This is a genomic window from Streptomyces sp. NPDC085524, assembly GCF_044541755.1.
GTDB lineage: Bacteria > Actinomycetota > Actinomycetes > Streptomycetales > Streptomycetaceae > Streptomyces.
Genome location: NZ_JBITTH010000003.1, coordinates 230,044 through 250,248 on the forward strand (window position 1 = coordinate 230,044; position 20,205 = coordinate 250,248).

21 protein-coding genes are annotated in these 20,205 nt (G+C 70.7%); 9 read left to right on the top strand and 12 right to left on the bottom strand.

Features of this window, described 5'->3' with window-relative positions; genetic code table 11:
* Positions 1-34 precede the first annotated feature (34 nt).
* On the bottom strand, positions 35-991 hold the full coding sequence (locus tag ACIGFK_RS05940; RefSeq protein WP_376661635.1) for a hydrogen peroxide-inducible genes activator: 957 nt from the start codon (positions 989-991) through the stop codon (positions 35-37).
* A gap of 135 nt (positions 992-1,126) precedes the next feature.
* Between ACIGFK_RS05940 and ACIGFK_RS05945 the strand changes: the two genes are divergently transcribed.
* Together ACIGFK_RS05945 and ACIGFK_RS05950 are read left to right on the top strand one after the other, a co-directional pair.
* Positions 1,127-1,681, top strand: coding sequence for a peroxiredoxin (locus tag ACIGFK_RS05945; protein ID WP_376661636.1), 555 nt, complete (start codon positions 1,127-1,129; stop codon positions 1,679-1,681).
* A gap of 3 nt (positions 1,682-1,684) precedes the next feature.
* Positions 1,685-2,224, top strand: a complete 540-nt coding sequence (locus ACIGFK_RS05950) for an alkyl hydroperoxide reductase (protein WP_376661637.1) — start codon at positions 1,685-1,687, stop codon at positions 2,222-2,224.
* A 107-nt stretch (positions 2,225-2,331) separates the two neighbouring features.
* Here ACIGFK_RS05950 and ACIGFK_RS05955 read toward each other — a convergent pair whose 3' ends face one another.
* The 5 genes from ACIGFK_RS05955 to ACIGFK_RS05975 all read right to left on the bottom strand — a co-directional run bounded on the left by ACIGFK_RS05955 (position 2,332) and on the right by ACIGFK_RS05975 (position 8,049).
* Positions 2,332-3,003: a hypothetical protein gene (locus ACIGFK_RS05955; RefSeq protein WP_376661638.1), complete on the bottom strand. Its 672-nt coding sequence runs from the start codon at positions 3,001-3,003 to the stop codon at positions 2,332-2,334.
* Positions 3,000-4,319, bottom strand: coding sequence for an AI-2E family transporter (locus ACIGFK_RS05960; RefSeq protein WP_376661639.1), 1,320 nt, complete (start codon positions 4,317-4,319; stop codon positions 3,000-3,002). The genes ACIGFK_RS05955 and ACIGFK_RS05960 overlap by 4 nt, the downstream gene beginning before the upstream one ends.
* A gap of 122 nt (positions 4,320-4,441) precedes the next feature.
* Positions 4,442-5,143, bottom strand: a complete 702-nt coding sequence (locus ACIGFK_RS05965) for a transglycosylase SLT domain-containing protein (protein WP_376661640.1) — start codon at positions 5,141-5,143, stop codon at positions 4,442-4,444.
* A 415-nt stretch (positions 5,144-5,558) separates the two neighbouring features.
* Complete coding sequence (locus ACIGFK_RS05970; protein WP_376661641.1) at positions 5,559-6,875, bottom strand: PhoH family protein; 1,317 nt, start codon at positions 6,873-6,875, stop codon at positions 5,559-5,561.
* Between the two features lie 412 nt (positions 6,876-7,287).
* Positions 7,288-8,049, bottom strand: coding sequence for an isoprenyl transferase (locus tag ACIGFK_RS05975; protein WP_376661642.1), 762 nt, complete (start codon positions 8,047-8,049; stop codon positions 7,288-7,290).
* A gap of 134 nt (positions 8,050-8,183) precedes the next feature.
* Between ACIGFK_RS05975 and mgrA the strand changes: the two genes are divergently transcribed.
* A complete protein-coding gene (mgrA, locus tag ACIGFK_RS05980; protein WP_400050711.1) occupies positions 8,184-9,221 on the top strand; it encodes an L-glyceraldehyde 3-phosphate reductase in 1,038 nt (345 codons plus the stop codon).
* A 131-nt stretch (positions 9,222-9,352) separates the two neighbouring features.
* On the opposite strand, the gene ACIGFK_RS05985 is transcribed toward mgrA, so the two are convergent.
* Positions 9,353-10,132: a prepilin peptidase gene (locus ACIGFK_RS05985; protein ID WP_400050713.1), complete on the bottom strand. Its 780-nt coding sequence runs from the start codon at positions 10,130-10,132 to the stop codon at positions 9,353-9,355.
* Between the two features lie 172 nt (positions 10,133-10,304).
* On the opposite strand from ACIGFK_RS05985, the gene ACIGFK_RS05990 reads away from it, so the two are divergent.
* The 3 genes from ACIGFK_RS05990 to ACIGFK_RS06000 all read left to right on the top strand — a co-directional run bounded on the left by ACIGFK_RS05990 (position 10,305) and on the right by ACIGFK_RS06000 (position 12,929).
* On the top strand, positions 10,305-10,673 hold the full coding sequence (locus tag ACIGFK_RS05990; RefSeq protein ID WP_376657539.1) for a DUF192 domain-containing protein: 369 nt from the start codon (positions 10,305-10,307) through the stop codon (positions 10,671-10,673).
* A 59-nt stretch (positions 10,674-10,732) separates the two neighbouring features.
* Positions 10,733-11,350, top strand: a complete 618-nt coding sequence (locus ACIGFK_RS05995) for an SMI1/KNR4 family protein (protein ID WP_376657538.1) — start codon at positions 10,733-10,735, stop codon at positions 11,348-11,350.
* A 286-nt stretch (positions 11,351-11,636) separates the two neighbouring features.
* Entirely contained in the window at positions 11,637-12,929 is a 1,293-nt protein-coding gene (locus ACIGFK_RS06000) for an extracellular solute-binding protein (RefSeq protein ID WP_376657537.1), read from the top strand.
* Between the two features lie 159 nt (positions 12,930-13,088).
* Here the strand turns inward: ACIGFK_RS06000 and ACIGFK_RS06005 are convergent, their stop codons facing one another.
* Positions 13,089-13,718, bottom strand: coding sequence for a hypothetical protein (locus tag ACIGFK_RS06005; RefSeq protein WP_376657536.1), 630 nt, complete (start codon positions 13,716-13,718; stop codon positions 13,089-13,091).
* A gap of 150 nt (positions 13,719-13,868) precedes the next feature.
* On the opposite strand from ACIGFK_RS06005, the gene ACIGFK_RS06010 reads away from it, so the two are divergent.
* On the top strand, positions 13,869-14,996 hold the full coding sequence (locus ACIGFK_RS06010; protein WP_376657535.1) for a serine hydrolase domain-containing protein: 1,128 nt from the start codon (positions 13,869-13,871) through the stop codon (positions 14,994-14,996).
* Positions 14,997-15,005: 9 nt separating this feature from the next.
* Here ACIGFK_RS06010 and ACIGFK_RS06015 read toward each other — a convergent pair whose 3' ends face one another.
* The 3 genes from ACIGFK_RS06015 to ACIGFK_RS06025 all read right to left on the bottom strand — a co-directional run bounded on the left by ACIGFK_RS06015 (position 15,006) and on the right by ACIGFK_RS06025 (position 18,078).
* Entirely contained in the window at positions 15,006-15,335 is a 330-nt protein-coding gene (locus ACIGFK_RS06015) for a nuclear transport factor 2 family protein (RefSeq protein ID WP_376657534.1), read from the bottom strand.
* A 147-nt stretch (positions 15,336-15,482) separates the two neighbouring features.
* Positions 15,483-16,286 (bottom strand): polysaccharide deacetylase family protein, encoded by an 804-nt coding sequence (locus ACIGFK_RS06020; RefSeq protein WP_376657533.1) that lies wholly within the window; start codon positions 16,284-16,286, stop codon positions 15,483-15,485.
* Between the two features lie 202 nt (positions 16,287-16,488).
* Positions 16,489-18,078 (bottom strand): MDR family MFS transporter, encoded by a 1,590-nt coding sequence (locus ACIGFK_RS06025; protein WP_400050717.1) that lies wholly within the window; start codon positions 18,076-18,078, stop codon positions 16,489-16,491.
* A 132-nt stretch (positions 18,079-18,210) separates the two neighbouring features.
* On the opposite strand from ACIGFK_RS06025, the gene ACIGFK_RS06030 reads away from it, so the two are divergent.
* The gene (locus ACIGFK_RS06030; RefSeq protein ID WP_376657531.1) at positions 18,211-18,789 is read left to right on the top strand and encodes a TetR/AcrR family transcriptional regulator; all 579 of its coding nucleotides are present in this window, start codon (positions 18,211-18,213) and stop codon (positions 18,787-18,789) included.
* 121 nt (positions 18,790-18,910) lie between these two features.
* Complete coding sequence (locus tag ACIGFK_RS06035; RefSeq protein ID WP_376657530.1) at positions 18,911-19,726, top strand: class I SAM-dependent methyltransferase; 816 nt, start codon at positions 18,911-18,913, stop codon at positions 19,724-19,726.
* Here the strand turns inward: ACIGFK_RS06035 and ACIGFK_RS06040 are convergent.
* Positions 19,723-20,181, bottom strand: coding sequence for a nuclear transport factor 2 family protein (locus tag ACIGFK_RS06040; RefSeq protein WP_376657529.1), 459 nt, complete (start codon positions 20,179-20,181; stop codon positions 19,723-19,725). The two genes, ACIGFK_RS06035 and ACIGFK_RS06040, sit on opposite strands and share 4 nt — an antisense overlap.
* Positions 20,182-20,205: the final 24 nt, after the last annotated feature.

Consider the following 20,205-nt stretch of genomic DNA (forward strand, 5'->3'; position numbering starts at 1 on the left):
CACCCGCCGCGGCTCGCGGCGGCGCCCTGGCGGCCTACTCCGCGAGGCACACCGGCAGGAGCCGCACCGCCTCCCGCAGCGCAGCGGCCACCGCGCGGAACTCCTCCTGCCGCGCCGTCCCGGTCCGCATCGCCAGTGCGATCCGCCGGGACGGCGCCGGCTCCCTGAAGTACCCGGTCGCCAGCCGGTCGTTCCGCGTGGTCTCCAGCCGCAGCGCGGTCCGCGGGAGCAGCGTCACCCCGAGTCCCCCTGCGACCAGTTGTACGAGGGTGGACAGCCCGGCGGCGGTCGTCGTGACGTCCGCACCCGAGGCCCGCCCCGCCTCGCGGCAGATGTCGAGGGCCTGGTCGCGCAGGCAGTGGCCCTCGTCCAGCAACAGCAGCTGCAGGCCGCGCAGTTCCTCCAGCGGGATGTCCCGACGCCCCGCCAGCTCGTGCTCCCGCGGCGCCAGCAGGACGAACTCCTCGTCGAAGAGCGGCAGTTCGCAGACCCCCGGGACCCCGAGCGGCACTGCGAGCAGCAGCAGGTCGAGCCGCCCGCCGGCCAGCCCGTCCAGCAGCGAGGCCGTCTGTTCCTCGTGCACCTGGAGGTCCATCCCGGGGTAGCGCCGGTGGAACAGCCCCAGCACGGTCGGCAGCAGGTACGGCGCCACCGTGGGGATCACCCCGAGCCGCAGCACCCCGGTGAACGGCGCCCGTACGGCCTCGGCCTCCTCCATCAGCCCGCCCACGGCGTCCAGCACCACCCGTGCCCGCGCCGCGATCCGCTCCCCCGCGGGCGAGAGCAGCACCTTGCGGGTGGTCCGCTCCAGGAGCTGCACGCCGAGGGCCTCCTCCAGTGCGGAGACGGCCCCGGAGAGCGCGGGCTGGCTCATGCCGATCGCGGCGGCGGCGTCCCGGAAGTGCAGGTGCTCGGCGACCGCCGCGAACGCTCGCAGCTGGGCGAGCGTCGGCTGCTTGGCCGGCTTGGCTCCCCTGTTACCCGTTGCCACTGATAGGCACCTCCGATCACCTGCCGCAAGAGTAGCTATTTCTGTAATCAATGCAGGTGTGTCAGCATGTGAGATCCGTCCAACCCCCTCGGAAATCCCTCAAAAAGGGCACTTTCCATTCCGTAAGGAGAGCGCGTGCTCACTGTCGGCGACCAGTTCCCCACCTTCGACCTGACCGCCTGCGTCTCGCTCGAAGCAGGCAGCGAGTTCGCGCAGATCGACCACAAGACGTACGAGGGGAAGTGGAAGGTCGTCTTCGCATGGCCTCTCGACTTCACGTTCGTCTGCCCGACCGAGATCGCCGCCTTCGGCAAGCTGAACGAGGAGTTCGCCGACCGCGACGCGCAGGTCCTCGGCTTCTCGCTCGACTCCGAGTACGTGCACCACGCCTGGCGCAAGGACCACGCCGACCTGCGTGACCTGCCCTTCCCGATGATGTCCGACATCAAGCGCGAGCTCTCCGCCGACCTCGGCATCCTGGGCCAGGACGGCCTGCCGATGCGCGCCGTCTTCATCGTGGACCCGAACAACGAGATCCAGTTCTCGATGGTGACCGCCGGTTCCGTGGGCCGTAACCCCAAGGAGGTCCTGCGGGTCCTCGACGCCTTGCAGACCGACGAGCTGTGCCCCTGCAACTGGAACAAGGGCGAGAGCACCCTCGACGCAGGCGCGCTGCTGGCCGGTGAGTGACCGATGTCCCTCGACTCCCTCAAGTCCGCCATACCGGACTTCGCCAAGGACCTGAAGCTGAACCTCGGTTCGGTCATCGGCAACCAGGACACCCTGACCCGGCAGCAGCTGTGGGGCACGGTCCTGTCCTGCGCGATCGCCGCCCGCTCCCCGATCGTCCTGCGTGAGCTGGAGCCGGAGGCGAAGGCGGTCCTGTCGCCGGAGGCGTACGCCGCCGCCAAGTCCGCCGCCGCGGTCATGGCGATGAACAACGTCTTCTACCGCACCCGCCACCTGCTCTCCGACCCGGAGTACAACAACCTCCGGGCGGGTCTGCGGATGAACGTCATCGGCAACCCGGGCGTGGAGAAGGTCGACTTCGAGCTGTGGTCCCTCGCGGTCTCCGCGATCAACGGCTGCGGCCAGTGCCTGGACTCGCACGAGCAGGTCCTGCGCAAGCACGGCCTCGACCGCGAGACGGTCCAGGAGGCCTTCAAGATCGCCTCGGTGATCCAGGCCGTCGCCGTCACCCTCGACGCGGAAGCGGCCCTGGCCGCCGAGTAGTCGCGTCGCGCATACGGATCAGGGGCTCGCAGCCGTCATCGGCCGCGGGCCCCTGATCCGTACGGCGGCGCCCCGGCAGCCGCCCGCGCGGCACCGCCCGGGCGTCGTCAGCGCTTCTTCAGCGCCGCGACCATCACGCGCGCGTCCTGGATCATCGCCGCCCTGAGGGCGTCCCCGTCGGTCTCGACGGCCGCGCTCTCCGCCCACCACTGGGCGGTGACCGTGAAGACCGTCCCGCCGTCGAGCACCTGGAGCCGCGGCTCCCTCACCGTGCCGCCGATCAGGGCCCGTTCGCCGAGCCCTGGGACCTGCTCCGGCCGGTCCGGTTCCGCGTCCCCGTACGGATCGATCAGGAGCTGCGTGCCGAACTCCGGCCCGGGGTCGGTCTTCTTGTGCAGATCGACGCGCACCTCGCCGTGGTACGAGGCCTTCCCCGGGATCCGCGGCGAGTCGTAGCTGCACAGGGCCCAGTCCAGCGCGGGACTCCCGCCGCGGCGGCTCCGGCCCTTCTCGAACCCTCCGGCCATGGTGCCGAGCGCGGTCAGCGGTGCGTCCTTGCACAGGTCCTCGGAGTGCCGGTACGAGATCCTCGGCGCGGCGGGGAACCGGTCCAGCGCGGCCGGCAGCCCGGCCCACACCGCCGAGGCCGCCAGGGCCCCGACGAGCGCCCACAGCCACGGCGGGCGGCGCCGTGCGGGCCCCCGGGGAGCCTCGGGCCGGGCCTCGTCGAGCGGAGGCCCGGCCTGCCACCCGCCGTCGAGCTCGGGCTCGCCGATCACGCCTGCGGGCCGTCCGACGCGCCGACCGCGGTGGCGCCGTGCGGCGCCGGGCCGACCGCGGCGGCCGGGTGGAGCTGCTCGCGCGAGTACGCCCGCAGGTAGACCACCACCGTGTTGGTGACCGCCACCAGCGGCACGGCGACCACGGCTCCGCCGATGCCCGCGATCATCCCGCCGGCGGCGACGACCAGCACCACCGCGAGCGGGTGGACCCGGACCGCCCGGCCCAGGATGAAGGGCTGGAGCACGTGCCCCTCGATCTGCTGCACCGCGAGCACCACGCCGAGGACCGCCAGTGCGATGACCGGCCCCTGCGTCACCAGCGCCACGACCACCGCGAGGGCGCCCGAGATCACGGCGCCGACGAGCGGGATGAAGGCGAACAGGAAGATGAAGACGGCGAGCGGCACGGCCATCGTCACGTCGAGGAAGTAGAGCCCGAGGCCGATGAAGACGGCGTCGATGAGCGCGACGAGGACGGTGCCGCGGACGTACGCGGTCAGCGTGCGCCAGGCGCGCGGTCCGGCGCCCGCCATGCCGGGCCGGGCGGTCGCCGGGACGAGGCCGAGCACCCAGGTCCAGATCTTCTTGCCGTCGTAGAGCAGGAAGAGCGTGGAGAACATCGCGAGCAGCATGCCCGTCAGGACCTCGACGAGCACCGTCACGCCCTGCAGGCCGGCGGAGGTGATCTGCTCGGTGTTGGTGCCGATGGTCTCGCTGAGGTTCTTCGCGATGTCGTTGATCTGCTTCTCGGTCACGTGGAACGGACTGTCCAGTGCCCAGGTCTTGAGTTCGTTGATGCCCTCGCGGACCCGGTTGGACAGGTCGTCGAGGTTCTCCATGACCTGCCAGACCACGAACCAGCCGACGAGCCCGATGATCACGAAGCCGAGGATCGCGGTGACGGCGGTGGCCAGTCCGCGCGGCATGCCGAGGCGGCGCAGCCGGACCACGAAGGGCTGGAGCAGTGCGGTGACGAGCATGGCGGCGGCGAAGGCGAGGACGACCAGGCGCACTTCGCTGATCACCTTCATCAGCACCCAGAGCATCCCGGCGAGGAGAAGCAGCCGCCAGCTGGCCTCGGCGGCCACGCGCATGCCCCACGGGACCACGCTCGCCGGATCGGGGCGTTCGGGGAGGGCGGCGGGGGCCGGCAGCCTGTCGCGCTCGGACACCGGGCCGGGTCCGGGCACGGCACGGCCCGGCAGGTCGCCCCTCGCCTCGGCCGCGACTTCGGCGCGCCGCTCGTCGAGCGCCGCCTCCATCCGGTTCAGCTTGCTCCCCAGCCGGCCGAGCCAGCCTGCCCTCTTCGACATCTCTTTCCCTTCCCCCCGCCCCGTGGTCACACCTCGAAAGACCGTACACGCGAGGAGCCCCGCACCGTATGACGGTGTGGGGCTCCTCGGGGTTGAGCAGGGGGTGCGGCGGCTCGCGGTGCCTAGTACCAGCCGTTGGACTGGTGGAAGGTCCAGGCCGCGCAGGGGCTGCCGTACCGGTCGTTCATGTAGTTCAGGCCCCACTTGATCTGCGTCGCGGGGTTGGTGCGCCAGTCCGCTCCGGCCGAGGCCATCTTCGAGCCCGGGAGCGCCTGGACCAGACCGTACGCGCCCGAGGACGAGTTGACGGCCTTGTAGTTCCAGGTGGATTCCTGGTTGATGATGTTGGAGAAGCACTGGAACTGGCCGGCCGGGACCATCTGCCGGGCGATGTCCTTGACCTGGGCGACCGTGTAGGAGCTCTGCAGGGCGAAGTCACCGGCGTCGCGGGCGGCGGAGCGGCTGGCCACGTCCTTCGCCTCGCGGTCCGCCTTGGCCTTGGCCTCGGCGTCCGCCTTCTCCTTCTCCGCGGCGGCCTTCTTGGACTTGGCGTCCTCGGCGGCCTGCACGCGGGCTGCCTCCTCCGCCGAGCGCTTGGCGTCGGCTTCGGCGGCGTGGGCGATGGTGTCGGCCTGCTGGGTCAGGGACCCGCTCTGGACCGATGCCTGGTCGCCGACCGGGATGTCAGTGAGGAGAGTCGCGCCGGACGCTGTCGTTTCGAGGTCGTTCGAGGGGTCGCCGGCGGCAACGCCCACGACTGCGCCGACGGTGGTGACCGCGGTGGCCGAAGCCACTGCGAACCCCCGGACCGAGATCCGGCTCACACGGTGTCCTTCCAGCAGCGTCCGCAGTGACCGCGCGGGCGCAATAGTGCCCTCGACTCTGGCCTCCGTGGTTCTTGGGTCACTGGAGGCGCTGGCCCGTGGGCAGCTCCCTGACGGGGGCTGCCGCGTGAAACTCCGGGCGGCATACGGCAATCAAGTGTGGAGTTGTGGTGCTGCGCGTACCTCACGGGAGGTACAGGTGTGCCGTATGCGGGGCCTGACGGAAACCAGACTCTGCCGGACCGCCACGCCGCAAGGCAATTCTCCGTTGCGTGGGAAAGGTCACACCTGGCTCGATGCCACTGATTCCGCCAAAGGGCTGTGCAGCACGACGCCGCCCGGCTAGGCTCTCGGGCCTTTGCCGGGCGGCGCCAACTGACCTTCCCGCTATGGGCGTTTTACCCCTCTGTGCTCCTTATAGCGATTCGAGCATCTCGGTGACGAGGGCCGCGATCGGGGACCTCTCGGAGCGGTTCAGCGTGACGTGCGCGAAGAGCGGATGCCCCTTCAGTTTCTCGACCACGGCGACGACTCCGTCGTACCGGCCGACCCTGAGGTTGTCGCGCTGGGCCACGTCGTGGGTGAGGACGACCCGTGAATTCGACCCGATCCGGGACAGAACGGTCAACAGGACGTTCCGTTCCAGCGACTGGGCCTCGTCCACGATGACGAACGCGTCGTGGAGCGAGCGGCCGCGGATGTGCGTGAGCGGCAGGACCTCCAGCATCCCGCGGTTCAGCACCTCCTCGATGACCTCCTTCCCGGCCACCGCCGAGAGGGTGTCGAAGACCGCCTGCGCCCAGGGGCTCATCTTCTCGGAAGCGTCGCCCGGCAGATAGCCGAGGTCCTGGCCGCCGACCGCGTACAGCGGGCGGAAGACCATGACCTTCTGGTGCTGCCTGCGCTCCAGCACCGCCTCCAGGCCCGCGCACAGCGCCAGCGCCGACTTGCCGGTGCCGGCCCGGCCGCCCATGGAGATGATGCCGATCTCGGGGTCGAGGAGCAGGTCGAGGGCGATGCGCTGCTCGGCGCTGCGGCCGTGCAGCCCGAAGGCCTCGCGGTCGCCCCGTACGAGCTTCACGTTGCCGTCGGCCGTGACCCGGCCGAGGGCCTTGCCGCGCTCGGACTGGAGGACCAGCCCCGTGTGCACGGGCAGTTCGGCGGCCTCGGGCACGTAGAGCCGGTCCTCGGAGTAGAGGAGGTCGATCTGCTCCCCGGAGAGGGAGAGCTCGCTCATGCCCGTCCAGCCCGCATCGGTGATCGCGAGCTCGGCGCGGTACTCCTCCGCGAGCAGGCCCACCGAAGAGGCCTTGATGCGCAGTGGGAGATCCTTCGAGACCACCGTGACGTCGTAGCCCTCGGCCTGGAGGTTGCGGGCGACCGCCAGGATGCGCGAGTCGTTGTCCCCCAGCCTGAAACCGGCGGGCAGGACACCCGGGTCGGAGTGGTTGAGCTCGACGCGCAGGCTGCCGCCCAGATCGCCCAGCGGGATGGGGGCGTCGAGGCGACCGTAGCGAACCCGGAAGTCGTCGAGCAGGCGCAGCGCCTGGCGCGCGAAGTAGCCGAGTTCGGGATGGTGCCGCTTGGCCTCCAGCTCGGTGATCACCACGATCGGGAGCACGACCTCGTGCTCCTCGAAACGGGAGATCGCGTGGGGGTCTGCCAGCAGGACGCTGGTGTCGAGGACGTAGGTCCGCCTGTCGGGCAGGCGGCGCTTTGTGCTGGTCACCACGGAAGGACGTACCCCCTCGGAAGAGGTCGGGCCATGAAGACCGGACCGGTCATCGGCACCCATGCGGGGCCGATTTCCGGCCCTCCCACTCCGTCCGTGCGAACCGCACGTGCGTCCTGGTGCAAAGGGCCTCCCGGGCGGACGACCCCATGCCGTCCGCTGAGACTCGACACCCGTGGATCGGGCATCGACCTGAAAGGGATATTCCCCGATCAGGCCAGGCCATGCCATGGCATATGACGGACGCTCGGTGAATCCCTGGTGAAGGGTTCCAGGGGGTGTATTGCCGGTCGGGCCGGATCAGGGAGCCGCGAGCCCGGCCTGGCCGGCAAGACACCCCCCCCTGGGGAGGGTGTGCCGGGGCCCGAGGCGCTGTCAGACGCCCCGGGAGGGGCAGGGGTCGAAAGGGGCCTCAGGTGCCGTAGCGCCGGTGGCGGGCCGCGTAGTCGCGGAGCGCGCGGAGGAAGTCGACCTTGCGGAAGGCCGGCCAGAAGACCTCGCAGAAGTAGTACTCGGAGTGCGCGCTCTGCCAGAGCATGAATCCCGACAGCCGCTGCTCGCCGCTGGTGCGGATGACCAGGTCCGGGTCGGGCTGGCCGCGCGTGTAGAGGTGCTCGGCGATGTGGTCGATGTCCAGGATCTCGGCGAGCTCCTCGAAGGAGGTGCCCTTCTGCGCGTGTTCCAGCAGCAGTGAGCGGACCGCGTCGGCGATCTCCTGGCGGCCGCCGTAGCCCACGGCGACGTTGACGAGTATCCCGTCGATGTCCTGCGTGGCCTGCTCGGCCTCCTTCAGGACGGTCTGCGTCTGCGAGGGCAGGATGTCGAGGTTGCCCACGTGGTGGACGCGCCAGCGGCCGTCCGCGGCGAGGCCCCGCACGGTGTTCTCGATGATGTTGAGCAGGGGGCGCAGCTCGACCTCGGGCCGGTCCAGGTTGTCCGTGGAGAGCATCCACAGGGTGACGACCTCGACGTCCGTCTCGGTGCACCAGCCCAGCATCTCGGAGATCTTGTCGGCCCCGGCCTGGTGGCCCTGTTCCGTCGTGCCTCCGGACGCCTTCGCCCAGCGCCTGTTCCCGTCCAGGATGACGCCGATGTGCTTGGGCGCCGCGTCATGGTCGAGGCGGCCTTCCACCCGGCGTGCGTAGAGCCTGTACACCAGGTCGCGCAGCTTCACGATCTTCCAGCCCCTCCGTGCAATGCCCCCGTGCGAAATGCGGTGCGGTCCCTCCCCCGAGGCGGCCACATTACTGCGCGCCGGGAGGGGGTACCCAACTCGGTCTGTCACAACTCCGTGATAGGGAGGACAACGTGACTGATACCAATCCCTATCGGGCAGAACCCTCGCGCTACGACTCCATGGAGTACCGGCGCACCGGCCACAGCGGCCTCAAGCTCCCCGCCATCTCCCTCGGCCTCTGGCACAACTTCGGCGACGACAGGTCTCTCGCGTCCCAGCGCGCGATCCTGCGCCGGGCCTTCGACCTCGGGGTCACCCACTTCGACCTGGCGAACAACTACGGTCCGCCCCCCGGCTCGGCCGAGCTGAACTTCGGCAAGATCTTCGCGCAGGACTTCGCGCCCTTCCGCGACGAGCTGATCCTCTCCACCAAGGCCGGCTACCTCATGCACCCGGGGCCGTACGGGGAGTGGGGCAGCCGCAAGTACCTGCTCAGCTCGCTCGACGCCTCGCTGAAGCGGATGGGCGTGGACTACGTCGACGTCTTCTACTCGCACCGCTTCGACCCGGAGACCCCGCTCGAGGAGACCATGGGCGCCCTCGCGTCCGCGGTCCAGCAGGGCAAGGCGCTGTACGTCGGCGTGTCCTCCTACACGGCGGAGCAGACGGCCGAGGCGGCGCGGATCCTGCGGGGCATGGGCGTGCGCCCGCTGATCCACCAGCCCTCCTACTCCATGATCAACCGCTGGACGGAGGAGGACGGCCTGCTCGACACCCTGGAGGAGGCGGGCATGGGCTGCATCTCCTTCGCGCCGCTGGCGCAGGGGCTGCTGACGGGCAAGTACCTCAAGGACATCCCGGAGGGCTCGCGGGCCACCCAGGGCAAGTCCCTGAACCCGGCGCTGCTCTCGGAGGACGTCGTCCGCCGCCTCAACGGGCTGAACGAGATCGCCGCGCGGCGCGGGCAGTCCCTGGCCCAGCTGGCGCTGACGTGGGTGCTGCGCGACGAGCGGATGACCTCGGCCCTGATCGGCGCGTCGAGCGTGAAGCAGCTCGAGGAAAACGTGGCGGCACTGGCCGGAGTGCGGCTCTCGGAGGACGAGCTGAAGGAGATCGACTCCTTCGCGGTGTCCACGCCCGGCACGAACATCTGGGCCCAGCGCGGCTGACCTGCGGGTTTGCCCGACCGGCCCGGAGAACGAAAAACGGGCCGGTCCGTGGGGGGGATACGGACCGGCCCGAGGGGGGGGTTCCACCATAACCCTTCGTAAAGCGTGATGCGTGCATTGCCGCGACACGATTACGCTCCGAAACCGCCCAGCAGCACTCCGGTGAGTGCTCCGGCGGCCATGAAGGGGCCGAAGGCGAAGGCCCGCTTCCGGGCGTCCGGGCCCTTCAGGGCCTGTGGCAGCCCGTACAGGGCCCCGTAGAGGAAGCCCAGGAAGACCCCGGTGGCCCATACCCCCCACCCGTACCACCCAAGAGCGACCCCCAGCGAGAGCGCCAGCTTGACGTCGCCGAAGCCCATGCCGGCGGGGTTGATCAGGAACAGCAGGAGGTACGCGGCCCCGAGCGCGCCGCCCCCGAGCAGTGCGCCCCGCCAGTCGCCTCCGGCGCGGGGCAGGAGGGCCGCCGCGGCGAGTCCGGCCGCGGCGGCGGCCGCGAGCGGCAGGGTCAGCACGTCGGGCAGCCGGTGCACGGCCCGGTCGACGAGCGCGAGCAGCACGAACAGCGGCGCGAGCCCCACGTACACCCCCGCCTCGGGCCGCACCCCGACGGCGCCCGCGATCCCGGCGCAGACCGCCCCGGTGAGCGCGGCGAGGGGGGCGCCCCGCCGCCCGTAGGCGTGCGCCGCGGCGACCGCGGGCGGTGGCCCGGGCCGGGGCGCACTCAGCGCCGCCTGCCGCGCGTCCGTGCGGCAGCGGGCCGGGCCGAGCCAGCCGGCCAGCCGGTGGCCCTGCGGGCAGCTGCCCCGCCAGGGGTCTCCGGGCTCGACGGAGAACCGGTACACCGCCCGCGGCAGCAGCCATCCGGCGGCGGCGCCGTAGCCCGCGGCGAGGACGATCAGCACGACACCCATCCGGCGACGGTAGCGCCGGACGGGTGACCGCGGGTGCCGCTGCGCGGAGCCGGTCCCCCACCCCCCTTCCACCGTTCTCCGGGGCGGCGCCCCGGCAGCGGCGCCGCAGGGGCGGGCCGGCCCCATCGGCGAATGGGCCGCACAGCCGGGCCGGGGCGCCTAGCCTGGCCGCATGGCCAAGTGGTGGGACGGGAGCGGCACGCTCACGGTGGAGGGGACCCGGGTCCCCCTGGAGGTCGCCGCTTCCTACCGCGCCCGCACCCGCGGACTCCTCGGCCGGGACGGGATCGACGGCGCCCTCCTCCTCACCCCCGCCGCGAGCGTGCACACCTTCGGGATGCGGTTCGCCATCGACGTGGCGTACCTCGACCGGAACCTGCGCGTGCGCGCCGTCACCACCATGCCCCCCGGCCGCCTCGGCCTGCCCCGGCTGCGCGCCCGGCACGTCCTGGAGGCCGAGGCCGGGGCGATGGCCGCGTGGGGCCTGCGGGTCGGGACCACGGTCAAGGCGGACGTATCCGGGCGTCTCACGCGCGGCTAGGCGAGGCCCCTCACCGGCGGTAGGTTGGGGCGGTTGAGCTGGGGTCTCAGGGGAGCGGCATGACGGAGAACGCGCGGATCAAGGCGCTGGAGCAGATCATGCCGGCGACGCACGGGGCCGACGAGGACATCGACTGGCGGGCCGCCGAGGCGGCCTGGGGGACCCGGTTCCCGTCCGACTTCGTGGCGTTCATGGGCCGCTTCGGAGCGGGCTCCATCAACGGCGAGGCCAGCATCCTGCTCCCGCTTCCCGAGCCCGGACTCCAGTGGGCTCCGGCGGAGATGGCCGAGGAGACCTCCAACGCCCGCCAGATCTGGGAGGACGAGGGCGGCCGGGCCGCCTTCGACGTGGACCCGGAGTCGATCCTCGCCTGGGGCGTCACCGGCGGCTCGGACGTCCTGTGCTGGCTCACCTCCGACCCCGACCCGGACCGGTGGCCGGTCCTGGTCTGCGGGCGGCACACCGCGGACTCCTTCGCCGTGTACCCGTACGGCATGGCCGAATTCCTGTACCGGCTCTGCTCCGACGAGTTCGACGTGAGCCCGGTCAGCATCACCTTCTGGGACGGCGGCCACCTCAGCTTCGTGCACTGGCGCAAGGCCCAGCGCCGTTGGCAGGAGGGCCGCAACCCGGAGACCGGCGAGCCGGACCCGTACGCGGGCGACTTCACCGACTAGACCCCTCCCCCTCCCCGCCGGCGCCTTCCGGCGTGTTCCAGCCCGTTTCCGAACAGGAAACGGGCTTTTCGGCATGTCTACGCGCGTCCGAATTATGGATCTCATATCGGAAAACACAATCGGAAAATGCCGCAGTTGGAGCATTGAACACAAGTGCTGCCCCAATGGAACCAAGCCACCCCCCTTCAGGAGAGAATTCCGGCCAACGGGCCACGGAGGGACACCCCAGCCCGGAGTGACTCATAAGTAGCATCGCCAGCCAAAAGAAATTCAGGGGAATACACCCGTGCGACGAAGGATTTTCGGAGCGCCCGCCACAGCGGTCGTGCTCGGTCTGTTGGTATCTCTGACCGGATGTGGTGACGACTCCGGGGACGCCGCGGACGGCGAAGGCACCCTGCATCTGGTGGCCGCCGAATACGGAGACAACCCGGCCACGAGTTCCAAGGCTTTCTGGGACAAGGTGACGGCCGATTTCACCGCGGCCCACCCCGGCATCAAGGTGGACGTGAAACTCCTGCCGTGGGCCGACATCGACCGCGAGGTCTCTCGTATGGTCAAGGCCGGCAAGGCGCCGGACATGGCCCTCATGGGCTCCTACTCGGACTTCGCGGCGCAGGGAAAGCTCTATTCCGCGGACGAGCTCCTCTCGGTCACGGCAGAGGCGAACTTCCTGCAGCCCCTCGCCGAAGCCGGTTCCGTCGGGACCACCCTCTACGGCCTGCCGTTCGTGGCGAGCAGCCGCCTGCTCTTCTACAACCAGGCGCTCTTCGACAGGGCGGGCATCAGGAATCCGCCCAAGACCTGGGCCGACCTCAAGGCCGACGCGCAGGCGCTGAAGAGCAAGGGCGTGAAGTTCCCGTACGCGATGCCCCTGGGCCCCGAGGAGGCGCACGCCGAGGCGCTGATCTGGGAGCTCAGCAACGGCGGCGGCTACGCGGACAGCAGCGGCAACTACAGCCTGGCCTCCGAGCAGAACATCAAGACGTGGAGCTGGGTCAAGTCGGACCTGGTCGGAGCCGGTCTCACGGGGCCCGTCCCGCCGTCCCAGCTCAACCGCGCCGACGCCTTCGACGCCTTCCTGGCCGGCGACGTCGGCATGCTCAACGGCTACCCCTCGCTCCTCCACGAAGCGCGCGCCAAGGGCATCAAGGTCGAAACCGTCGAGATGCCGGTCTCGGACAACCTCGGCTCCGGCGAGACCCCTCCCACGGTCGGCGTGGCCGACTGGATGATGGCGTTCAAGCAGAACGGCAACCGCAAGGGGATCGGCCAGTTCCTGGACTTCGTCTACCAGGACAAGAACCTGTCCGAGTTCGCCAACCGGTACCACCTGCTGCCGTCCACCACCTCCGCCTCGCGCGCCGTGGGCGGCAACGGCGGCATGGACAAGAACGACACGCAGTTCCTGACCGCGCTGCGCGGCGCCCAGCTCTACCCGGTGAACGACCCGACCTGGGTGACCGTCAGCGACACCATCAAGCGCAACATCGGGCGCGCGGTCGAACCCGACGGCAACCCGAAGGCCGTTCTCGAGGAGATCGCCGCCAAGGCGAGCGAGGCCGCCAAGAAGCACTGAAGGTCCCCTTGATCCAGGACCTTCGCCCCCTGCCACGGCGCACCCGTTGCGGCAGGATGGCCATCACGGCACTCGATCCGAGGCCGCGGCCCGGTCGCCCGCCCAGCACCCACAAGGTGCGCGGGGCGACAGGCCACAACCGCCGTACCACCCCGTCCGTCAGCGCTGCCGACCGTGGTCCTGGGCGAACGCCGTGCGGTACTGCTCGCAGCTGGAGTCCCAGCGCAGCGTGCCCGTGAGCGTCCCGTAGCCCGAACGCGTGACGGACCATTCCACCGTGTACTCGCCGGTGTCGCACGCGATCCGCTTGCCGCCCGCGACCTTCGCCCGCCCCGTCGCCGGCTTCCCCGTCAGCTCCTGGTGCACCTCCCCCGCCTTGGCGCGGTCCCCGCTGCGCCGCAGGACGGCGTGCACGACGATCGGGTGCTTCCCGTCCTTGGTCGTCAGCGCCTTCTTCACCACCGTCGAGTCCGACACGGCCCAGGCGAACTCGTAACCCGGCTGCCAGGCGAGGGTCTTGGGGTCGGGGACCTGCCGTTCGTAGTCCGGGGCGGCCGCGGGCCCGGGTCGGGTGACCGTCTTGTACTGGATCCCCGGGTGGAAGCGGAACTGGGCCTCCACCTTGTGCATCTCGTCCTTGGTCCACATGGACTTCATGGCCTTCTCGCCATCGGACGGGTCCTGGAGGAACGAGGTCCCCTCGGCGGCGGTGGCCGCCTGGCCGAGGGCGGGAGCGAGGGCCGCCGCGGCGGTGGCGAGGGCGAGAGCTGCGATGCGGGTGCGCTTCATGCCCGGTCCAACGGGGCCCTGCGGCGGGCCGGAACGACACGGGGCGCGCATTCACCCGTACGGGAGCCCGCGGACCGCGGAATATCCCGTGACCGGCGCCGGTTGGCGGATGTCCGACGACTTCGAGGCGAGCGATCTGCGGGGGATCCGATGGGCGTGCACGTGAACGGGACGGTGGCGGCGGGCTGGGAGCCGGTGCGGGAGGAGTTCGAGGCCTTCGCGGCAGCCGAACCGCATTCCCCCGAGGCGCAGTTCGCGGTGCACCACGAGGGCCGGCGGGTGGTCGACCTGTGGGCGGGCGAGGACACCGACGGCGCCACCCTGAGCGGGGTCTACTCGATCACGAAGGGCGCGGCGCACCTGGTGGTGGCGCTGCTCGTGCAGGACGGCGTACTGGAGTGGGACCGTCCGGTGTCGTCGTACTGGCCGGAGTTCACCGGGGACGGCAAGGAGCGGCTGACGCTGCGCGAGCTGATCAGCCACCGGGCGGGGCTGATCAACAGCGACGAGGGCTTCGACTACGACGAGCTGGCGGACGACGCGCTCGTCGCATCGAGGCTGGCGCGGCAGAAGCCGTTCTGGGAGCCCGGGACGGCTTACGGCTACCACGCCTTCGTGATCGGCGCGCTGACCGGCGAGGTGGTGCGGCGGGCGACGGGCAGGACGGTCCAGGAGCTCTACGAGGAGCGCGTGCGCGCCCCGTACGGGCTCGACCTGTACATGGGCCTGCCCGAGGCGCTGGAGGGCCGCTGGAAGCCGGTGCTGCCCGTGCTGCCGACGCCCGGGCAGGCGGCGGCTCCGGCGGGGCCCGGGCCGGAGCTGCTGCCGGTCGCCTTCAACGCGCACCGGGAGCCCCCGATGGACCTGATCGTCCACGCGAACCACCCGAGGACGCGGCGGCTCGGTCCGGCCTCGGCCGGCGGGATCGGGACGGCGCGCGGTGTCGCGGGCCTGTACGCGGCCGCCATCGGCGGGTTCGACGAGCGGGCCCCGCTGCTGGAGGCGGACACGGCGGCGGAGGTCGCGAAGCTGCACACGCCGGGCGAGGACCGCGTGTTCTGCGTACCGAACCCCTTCGGACTGGGCTTCAAGAAGCTCCCCGACGTGGGCCCGGCGGCCTTCGGGCACAGCGGCGCGGCGGGCGGGCTGGGCTGGGCAGACCCGGTCACGGGGATCGCGTACGGCTACACGCGCCGCCGTTTCTGCTTCCCGGGCGGGGCGGCTCCGGAGAACGGGCGTCTGACGGCGGCGGTGCTGAAGGCCGTGCGGGGGCTCTGAGCGGGCGGACTACGCCTGGCCGGTCTCGAAGCGGCTGATCTTTCCGCCGCCGGGGGCGATGGTGAACCGCCAGGCGGTGCGCATCTCGCCCCAGGTGTCGTTGCGGTAGCTGACGATGAGGCTGCGGCCGCCGTCCGCCTCGGATTCGACGTCCATGTGGCCGTTGGAGGAGAAGATCTCCCGCTCGGTCCAGTCCTCGACGTCGCGCTCGGATCCGTCGTCGGACATGGTCGCGTCGGCGGTCAGCAGGGCGGTGAAGGCCGCCTTGTCGTGCGCGTTGACGGCTTTGACGAGGGCGCCGACCACGGGGTCGGAGAGTTTGGCGGGGGCGATGCTCACGGGGTCCTCCAGGCGGCTCGGCAGGCGGCTTCGGCAGGCGGGTGAGCGTACGTTCGTACGCGCCCGACCAGGGAACACCCGGGGGCGGGGCGCACGGCCGACCCTCACCCGTTCGCCGCCGGACGGCGTGTCAGGAGGGGCCGGGAGTCAGGAGGTGCGGACCGGGAAGCCGGTGGGCCGGCCCTGCGCCTCGAGCCAGGCCAGCACCTGGTCGAGGGCCTCGACGGTCTGGGTGCGGTTGCCGCCGCCGTCGTGGAAGAGCACGGTCGGGCCGTTGCCGATCTCGCGCTTCACGGCGTCGACGATGGCGGCCGTGCCGGGCTTCTCGAAGTCCTTGGTGTCGACGTTCCATCCGAGCGGGCGCATGCCGTTCGCGGCGGCGACGCGCCGGCTGTCGGGGGTGAACGCGCCTCCGGGGGCCCGGTAGTACTCGACCTTCGCGCCGCCGCCCGCGGCTTCCTCGATCAGCTTCTTCGCCTCCAGGATCTGCTGTTCCTGGTAGGCGAGGGGCTTCTTGTCCATGGCCGTGTCGTGGCTCATGGTGTGGTCGCAGAGCCGGTGTCCGGCCGCGACGACCTGCTTGACCACGTCGGGGTGGGCCTTGGCCTGCGGTCCGATCATGCAGAAGGTGGCCTTCACGCCGTGCTTCCCGAGCACGTCGAGCACCTTCGGGGTCCACCGGGGGTCCGGGCCGTCGTCGATGGTGATGTTGACCGCGTCCGCGCCGCCCTCCGACGCGTGGGCTATGGACTCGGGTATCCCCTGGGGCTGCTGCGGCTGCCCTCCTGACGCCCGGTCACCCTTGGCGTCGGCGTCCTTCTGCTGCGACACGCTCCGGTGCGAGGCCGTGTGTCCCGAGTCGACGAAGACCGCCACTCCCCAGACCGTCGCCCCCACGGCGACGGCCGAGGCCACGACGGCCGCACGGGCCCGGATGCCCTGCTTGTCCATGCTGTCCACTCCCCATCCGCCTTGTCAGCGTCCTGTGGATCAGGACGATCGGGACAGCGGGGAGGTTCCAGCCAATTGGGCCTTAAAATCCAGCTAATGGGACAGATGGGACTGGTGTGACCAGGCAAAAGCCCGGCCCCGGAGGACCAATGGTCCGCCGGGGCCGGGCTGTTCGGCTGCTGCCGCCGCCTTTCGGCGGGCGTCAGTGGGCGAGCGACTCCTGCTGCGCCGGGGCGGCCTTGCCGCCCTCCGCGCCGTCGGCCGGGGCCGGGCCCGCGCCCCGCAGCGGGACCTCCTTGACGAACCAGGCCGCCACGAAGCCCAGTACGGCGATGGCCGCGCCGAGCAGGAACGCGGAGTGCGTACCGGCCGCCACCGCGTGCTGGTAGGCCTCGCGCACGGCCTCCGGCAGCTTGGCCAGGCTCGCGGCGTCGAGCTGGGCGGAGCCGGCGGCGTTCGCGGCCTGCGGGCCGAGGCGCTCGGACATGGTGTCCGTGACGCGGGTGGTGAACAGGGAGCCCATCAGGGCCACGCCGAAGGAGCCGCCGAGCGTACGGAAGAGGGTCGCCGAGGAGGAGGCGACGCCCATGTCCTTCATCTCGACGCTGTTCTGCGCGACCAGCATGGTGATCTGCATCAGGAAGCCGAGTCCGGCGCCGAGCACGGCCATGTAGAGGCCGGAGACCAGGCGGGTGGTGCCGGTGTCCATCGTCGCGAGCAGGAACAGGCCGACGACCATGAGCGCGCCGCCGATGATCGGGAACATCTTGTACTTGCCGCTGTTGGTGGTGATGCGGCCCGCGATCAGCGAGACGACCATCATCGAGAGCAGCATGGGCAGCAGGAGCAGGCCCGAGTTGGTGGCCGAGGCGCCCTGCACCGACTGCTGGAACAGCGGGAGGTAGAGCACGCCGCCGAACATCGCGAAGCCGACCAGGAAACCGATCACGGACATCAGCGTGAAGTTGCGGCTGCGGAAGATGTGCAGCGGCATGACCGGCTCGGAGGCCTTGGTCTCGGCGTAGATGAAGGCGGCGATGGACAGGACGCCGAGGACGATCAGGCCGATGATCTCACCGGAGCCCCAGGCGTACTCGGTGCCGCCCCAGGTGGTGACGAGCACGGTGGAGGTGATGGCGATCGTCAGAAGCGCCGCACCGAGGTAGTCGATCTTCGGGCGGACCTGGTCGGTCCGCTTCGGCAGGTGCAGCACCGCCGTCACCATCGCGAGCGCGACCGCGCCGAGCGGCAGGTTGATGTAGAAGGACCAGCGCCAGCCCATGTGGTCGGTGATGGTGCCGCCGACGAGCGGGCCGCCGATCATGGCGAGGGCCATCACGCCGGCCATCATGCCCTGGTACTTGCCGCGCTCACGGGGCGGGATCAGGTCGCCGATGATCGCCATGACGCCGACCATCAGACCGCCGGCACCGAGGCCCTGGATCGCACGGAAACCGATCAGCTGGCCCATGTCCTGGGCCATGCCGCTGAGCGCGGAGCCGATGAGGAAGATGACGATCGAGGTGAGGAAGGAGCCCTTCCGCCCGTACATGTCGCCGATCTTGCCCCAGATCGGGGTGGAGGCCGCGGTGGCCAGGGTGTAGGCGGTGACCACCCAGGAGAGGTGCTCCAGGCCGCCGAGCTCGCCGACGATCGTGGGCATCGCGGTACCGATGATCATGTTGTCGAGCATGGCCAGCAGCATCGCGATCATGAGGGCCATGAGGACGACCCGAACGCTGCGCGGCTTCACCCCCTCGGAGGTCCCGGCCGATTTCGCCACGTCCACCATGTTCCACTCCCCGTGTACTTCTTCTGGTACTTATTCGTTCACCGGCACTTACTTGCCGCCCGGCTAGTTCACTACACTGGGGAAGGTAGACCCGTAACTTGCCGGGCGTCAAGTAAGTACCTGAGGAGAGTCATGTCCAGCAGCAGTCCGCAGCGGCGCCGTGGCGACACGCGTCAGCGCATCCAGGACGTCGCACTGGAGCTCTTCGCCGAGCAGGGCTACGAGAAGACGTCGCTGCGCGAGATCGCGGAGCGGCTGGAGGTCACGAAGGCGGCGCTGTACTACCACTTCAAGACCAAGGAAGACATCATCATCAGCCTCTTCGAGGACGTGACCCGTCCCATCGACGAGCTGATCGCGTGGGCCGAGAAGGAACCGCCCACCCTGGAGACCAAGCGCGAGGTGCTGCGCCGCTACAGCGAGGCGATGGCGGCGGGCGCCTCGCTCTACCGCTTCATGCACGAGAACCAGGCGACCACGCGCGAGCTGAGCATCGGCGAGACGGTCAAGGCCCGGCTGTTCCGCCTGATCGAGCTGCTGCGCACGGAGGACGGACCCGTGACGGACCAGGTCCGCTGCGTCAGCGCCCTGTTCACCCTGCACGCCGGGATGATGTTCCTCCAGCACGTGGACGCCGACCCGGAGGAGACCCGGCTGGCCGCACTGGAGGTCGCCACGGACCTCATCACCCAGGCCCACCACACACCGTAGCCCGCGGCACCGCGGGCCGGCCGGGGCCGGTCCGGGCGGGTGGGGGCGGGCCGTACCGGACCACCCGATAGGCCCCGCGCGGCATCGCGCGCCCGCGCGGACCGGCCTGTACGTTCCGGGCATGTCCGCCAGCACGGTCACCGCGACCAGCCACGCACCCCACAAGTCGCGTCACCTGTACGACGCCTGCCCGCTCTGCTCGGCGCCCGACATCTCCGAGCTGCGCACGGGCGACTGCTCGCACCATGCGCTGTACAAGCCGGTCGTCTCGCCCCTCATGGTGTGGATGCGGTGCGGCGCATGCCGGCACGTCTTCACCGAGGGCTACTTCACGGACGAGGCCTGCGCGCAGGTCTTCTCCTCGACCCACCCGGAACAGCAGCCGGGCGCGGACTTCGAGCAGAACCGCTACGTCTCCGCGCGCATCGTGGAGCGCGTCGCCCGCTACGTCCAGGACGGCGCCTGGCTCGACGTCGGCTTCGGGAACGGGTCGCTGCTGTTCACCGCGGAGGAGTGGGGATTCGAGCCCCAGGGCCTCGACCTGCGCCCCGCCACGGCCCAGGGGCTGCGCGCACTCGGCATCGAAGCCCGCTGCGCCGACCTCACCACCCTCGACGAGCCCGGCCGGTACGCGGTGATCAGCATGGCCGACGTACTGGAGCACATGCCGTACCCGGGCCGGGGCCTCGCCGCCGCGCACCGGCTGCTGCGCGAGGACGGCGTGCTCTTCGCGTCGATGCCCCACTACGACTGCGCGGCCTGGCGCCTGCTCGACGCGCGCAACGCCAACCCGTACTGGGGGGAGCTGGAGCACTTCCACAACTTCAGCCGCGCCCGCCTCTACTCCCTGCTGGAGGAGCACGGCTTCGAGCCCCTGCACTACGCGGTCAGCGAGCGCTACCGCGTGTGCATGGAGGTCATCGCCCGGCGCCGCTAGAGCGCGGTCCGGCCGAGGCGGCGGTCCGCCTCCTCGATCGGGACGTCGTTGATGCTCGCCTCCCGCCGGCTCATCAGGCCGTCGGGGGCGAACTCCCACTGCTCGTTGCCGTGGCTGCGGTACCACTGGCCGTCGGCGTCGTGCCACTCGTACTCGAAGCGGACGGAAATGCGGTTGCCGGTGTAGGACCAGAGTTCCTTGCGCAGGCGGTAGTCGAGCTCGCGCTCCCACTTCCCGGCGAGGAACGCGCGGATCTCGGCGCGGCCGGTGAGGAAGCGGTCGCGGTTGCGCCAGACCGAGTCCTCCGTGTACGCGAGGGAGACGCGCTCGGGGTCGCGGCTGTTCCAGGCGTCCTCGGCGGCCTGGACCTTGGCGCGGGCGGACTCGGCGGTGAAGGGCGGCAGGGGCGGGCGCACGGCGGTGCTGGTGGCGGTGGCGGTTTCGGGCTCGGTCACGGTGATCCATCCCTCTCGGCGGGA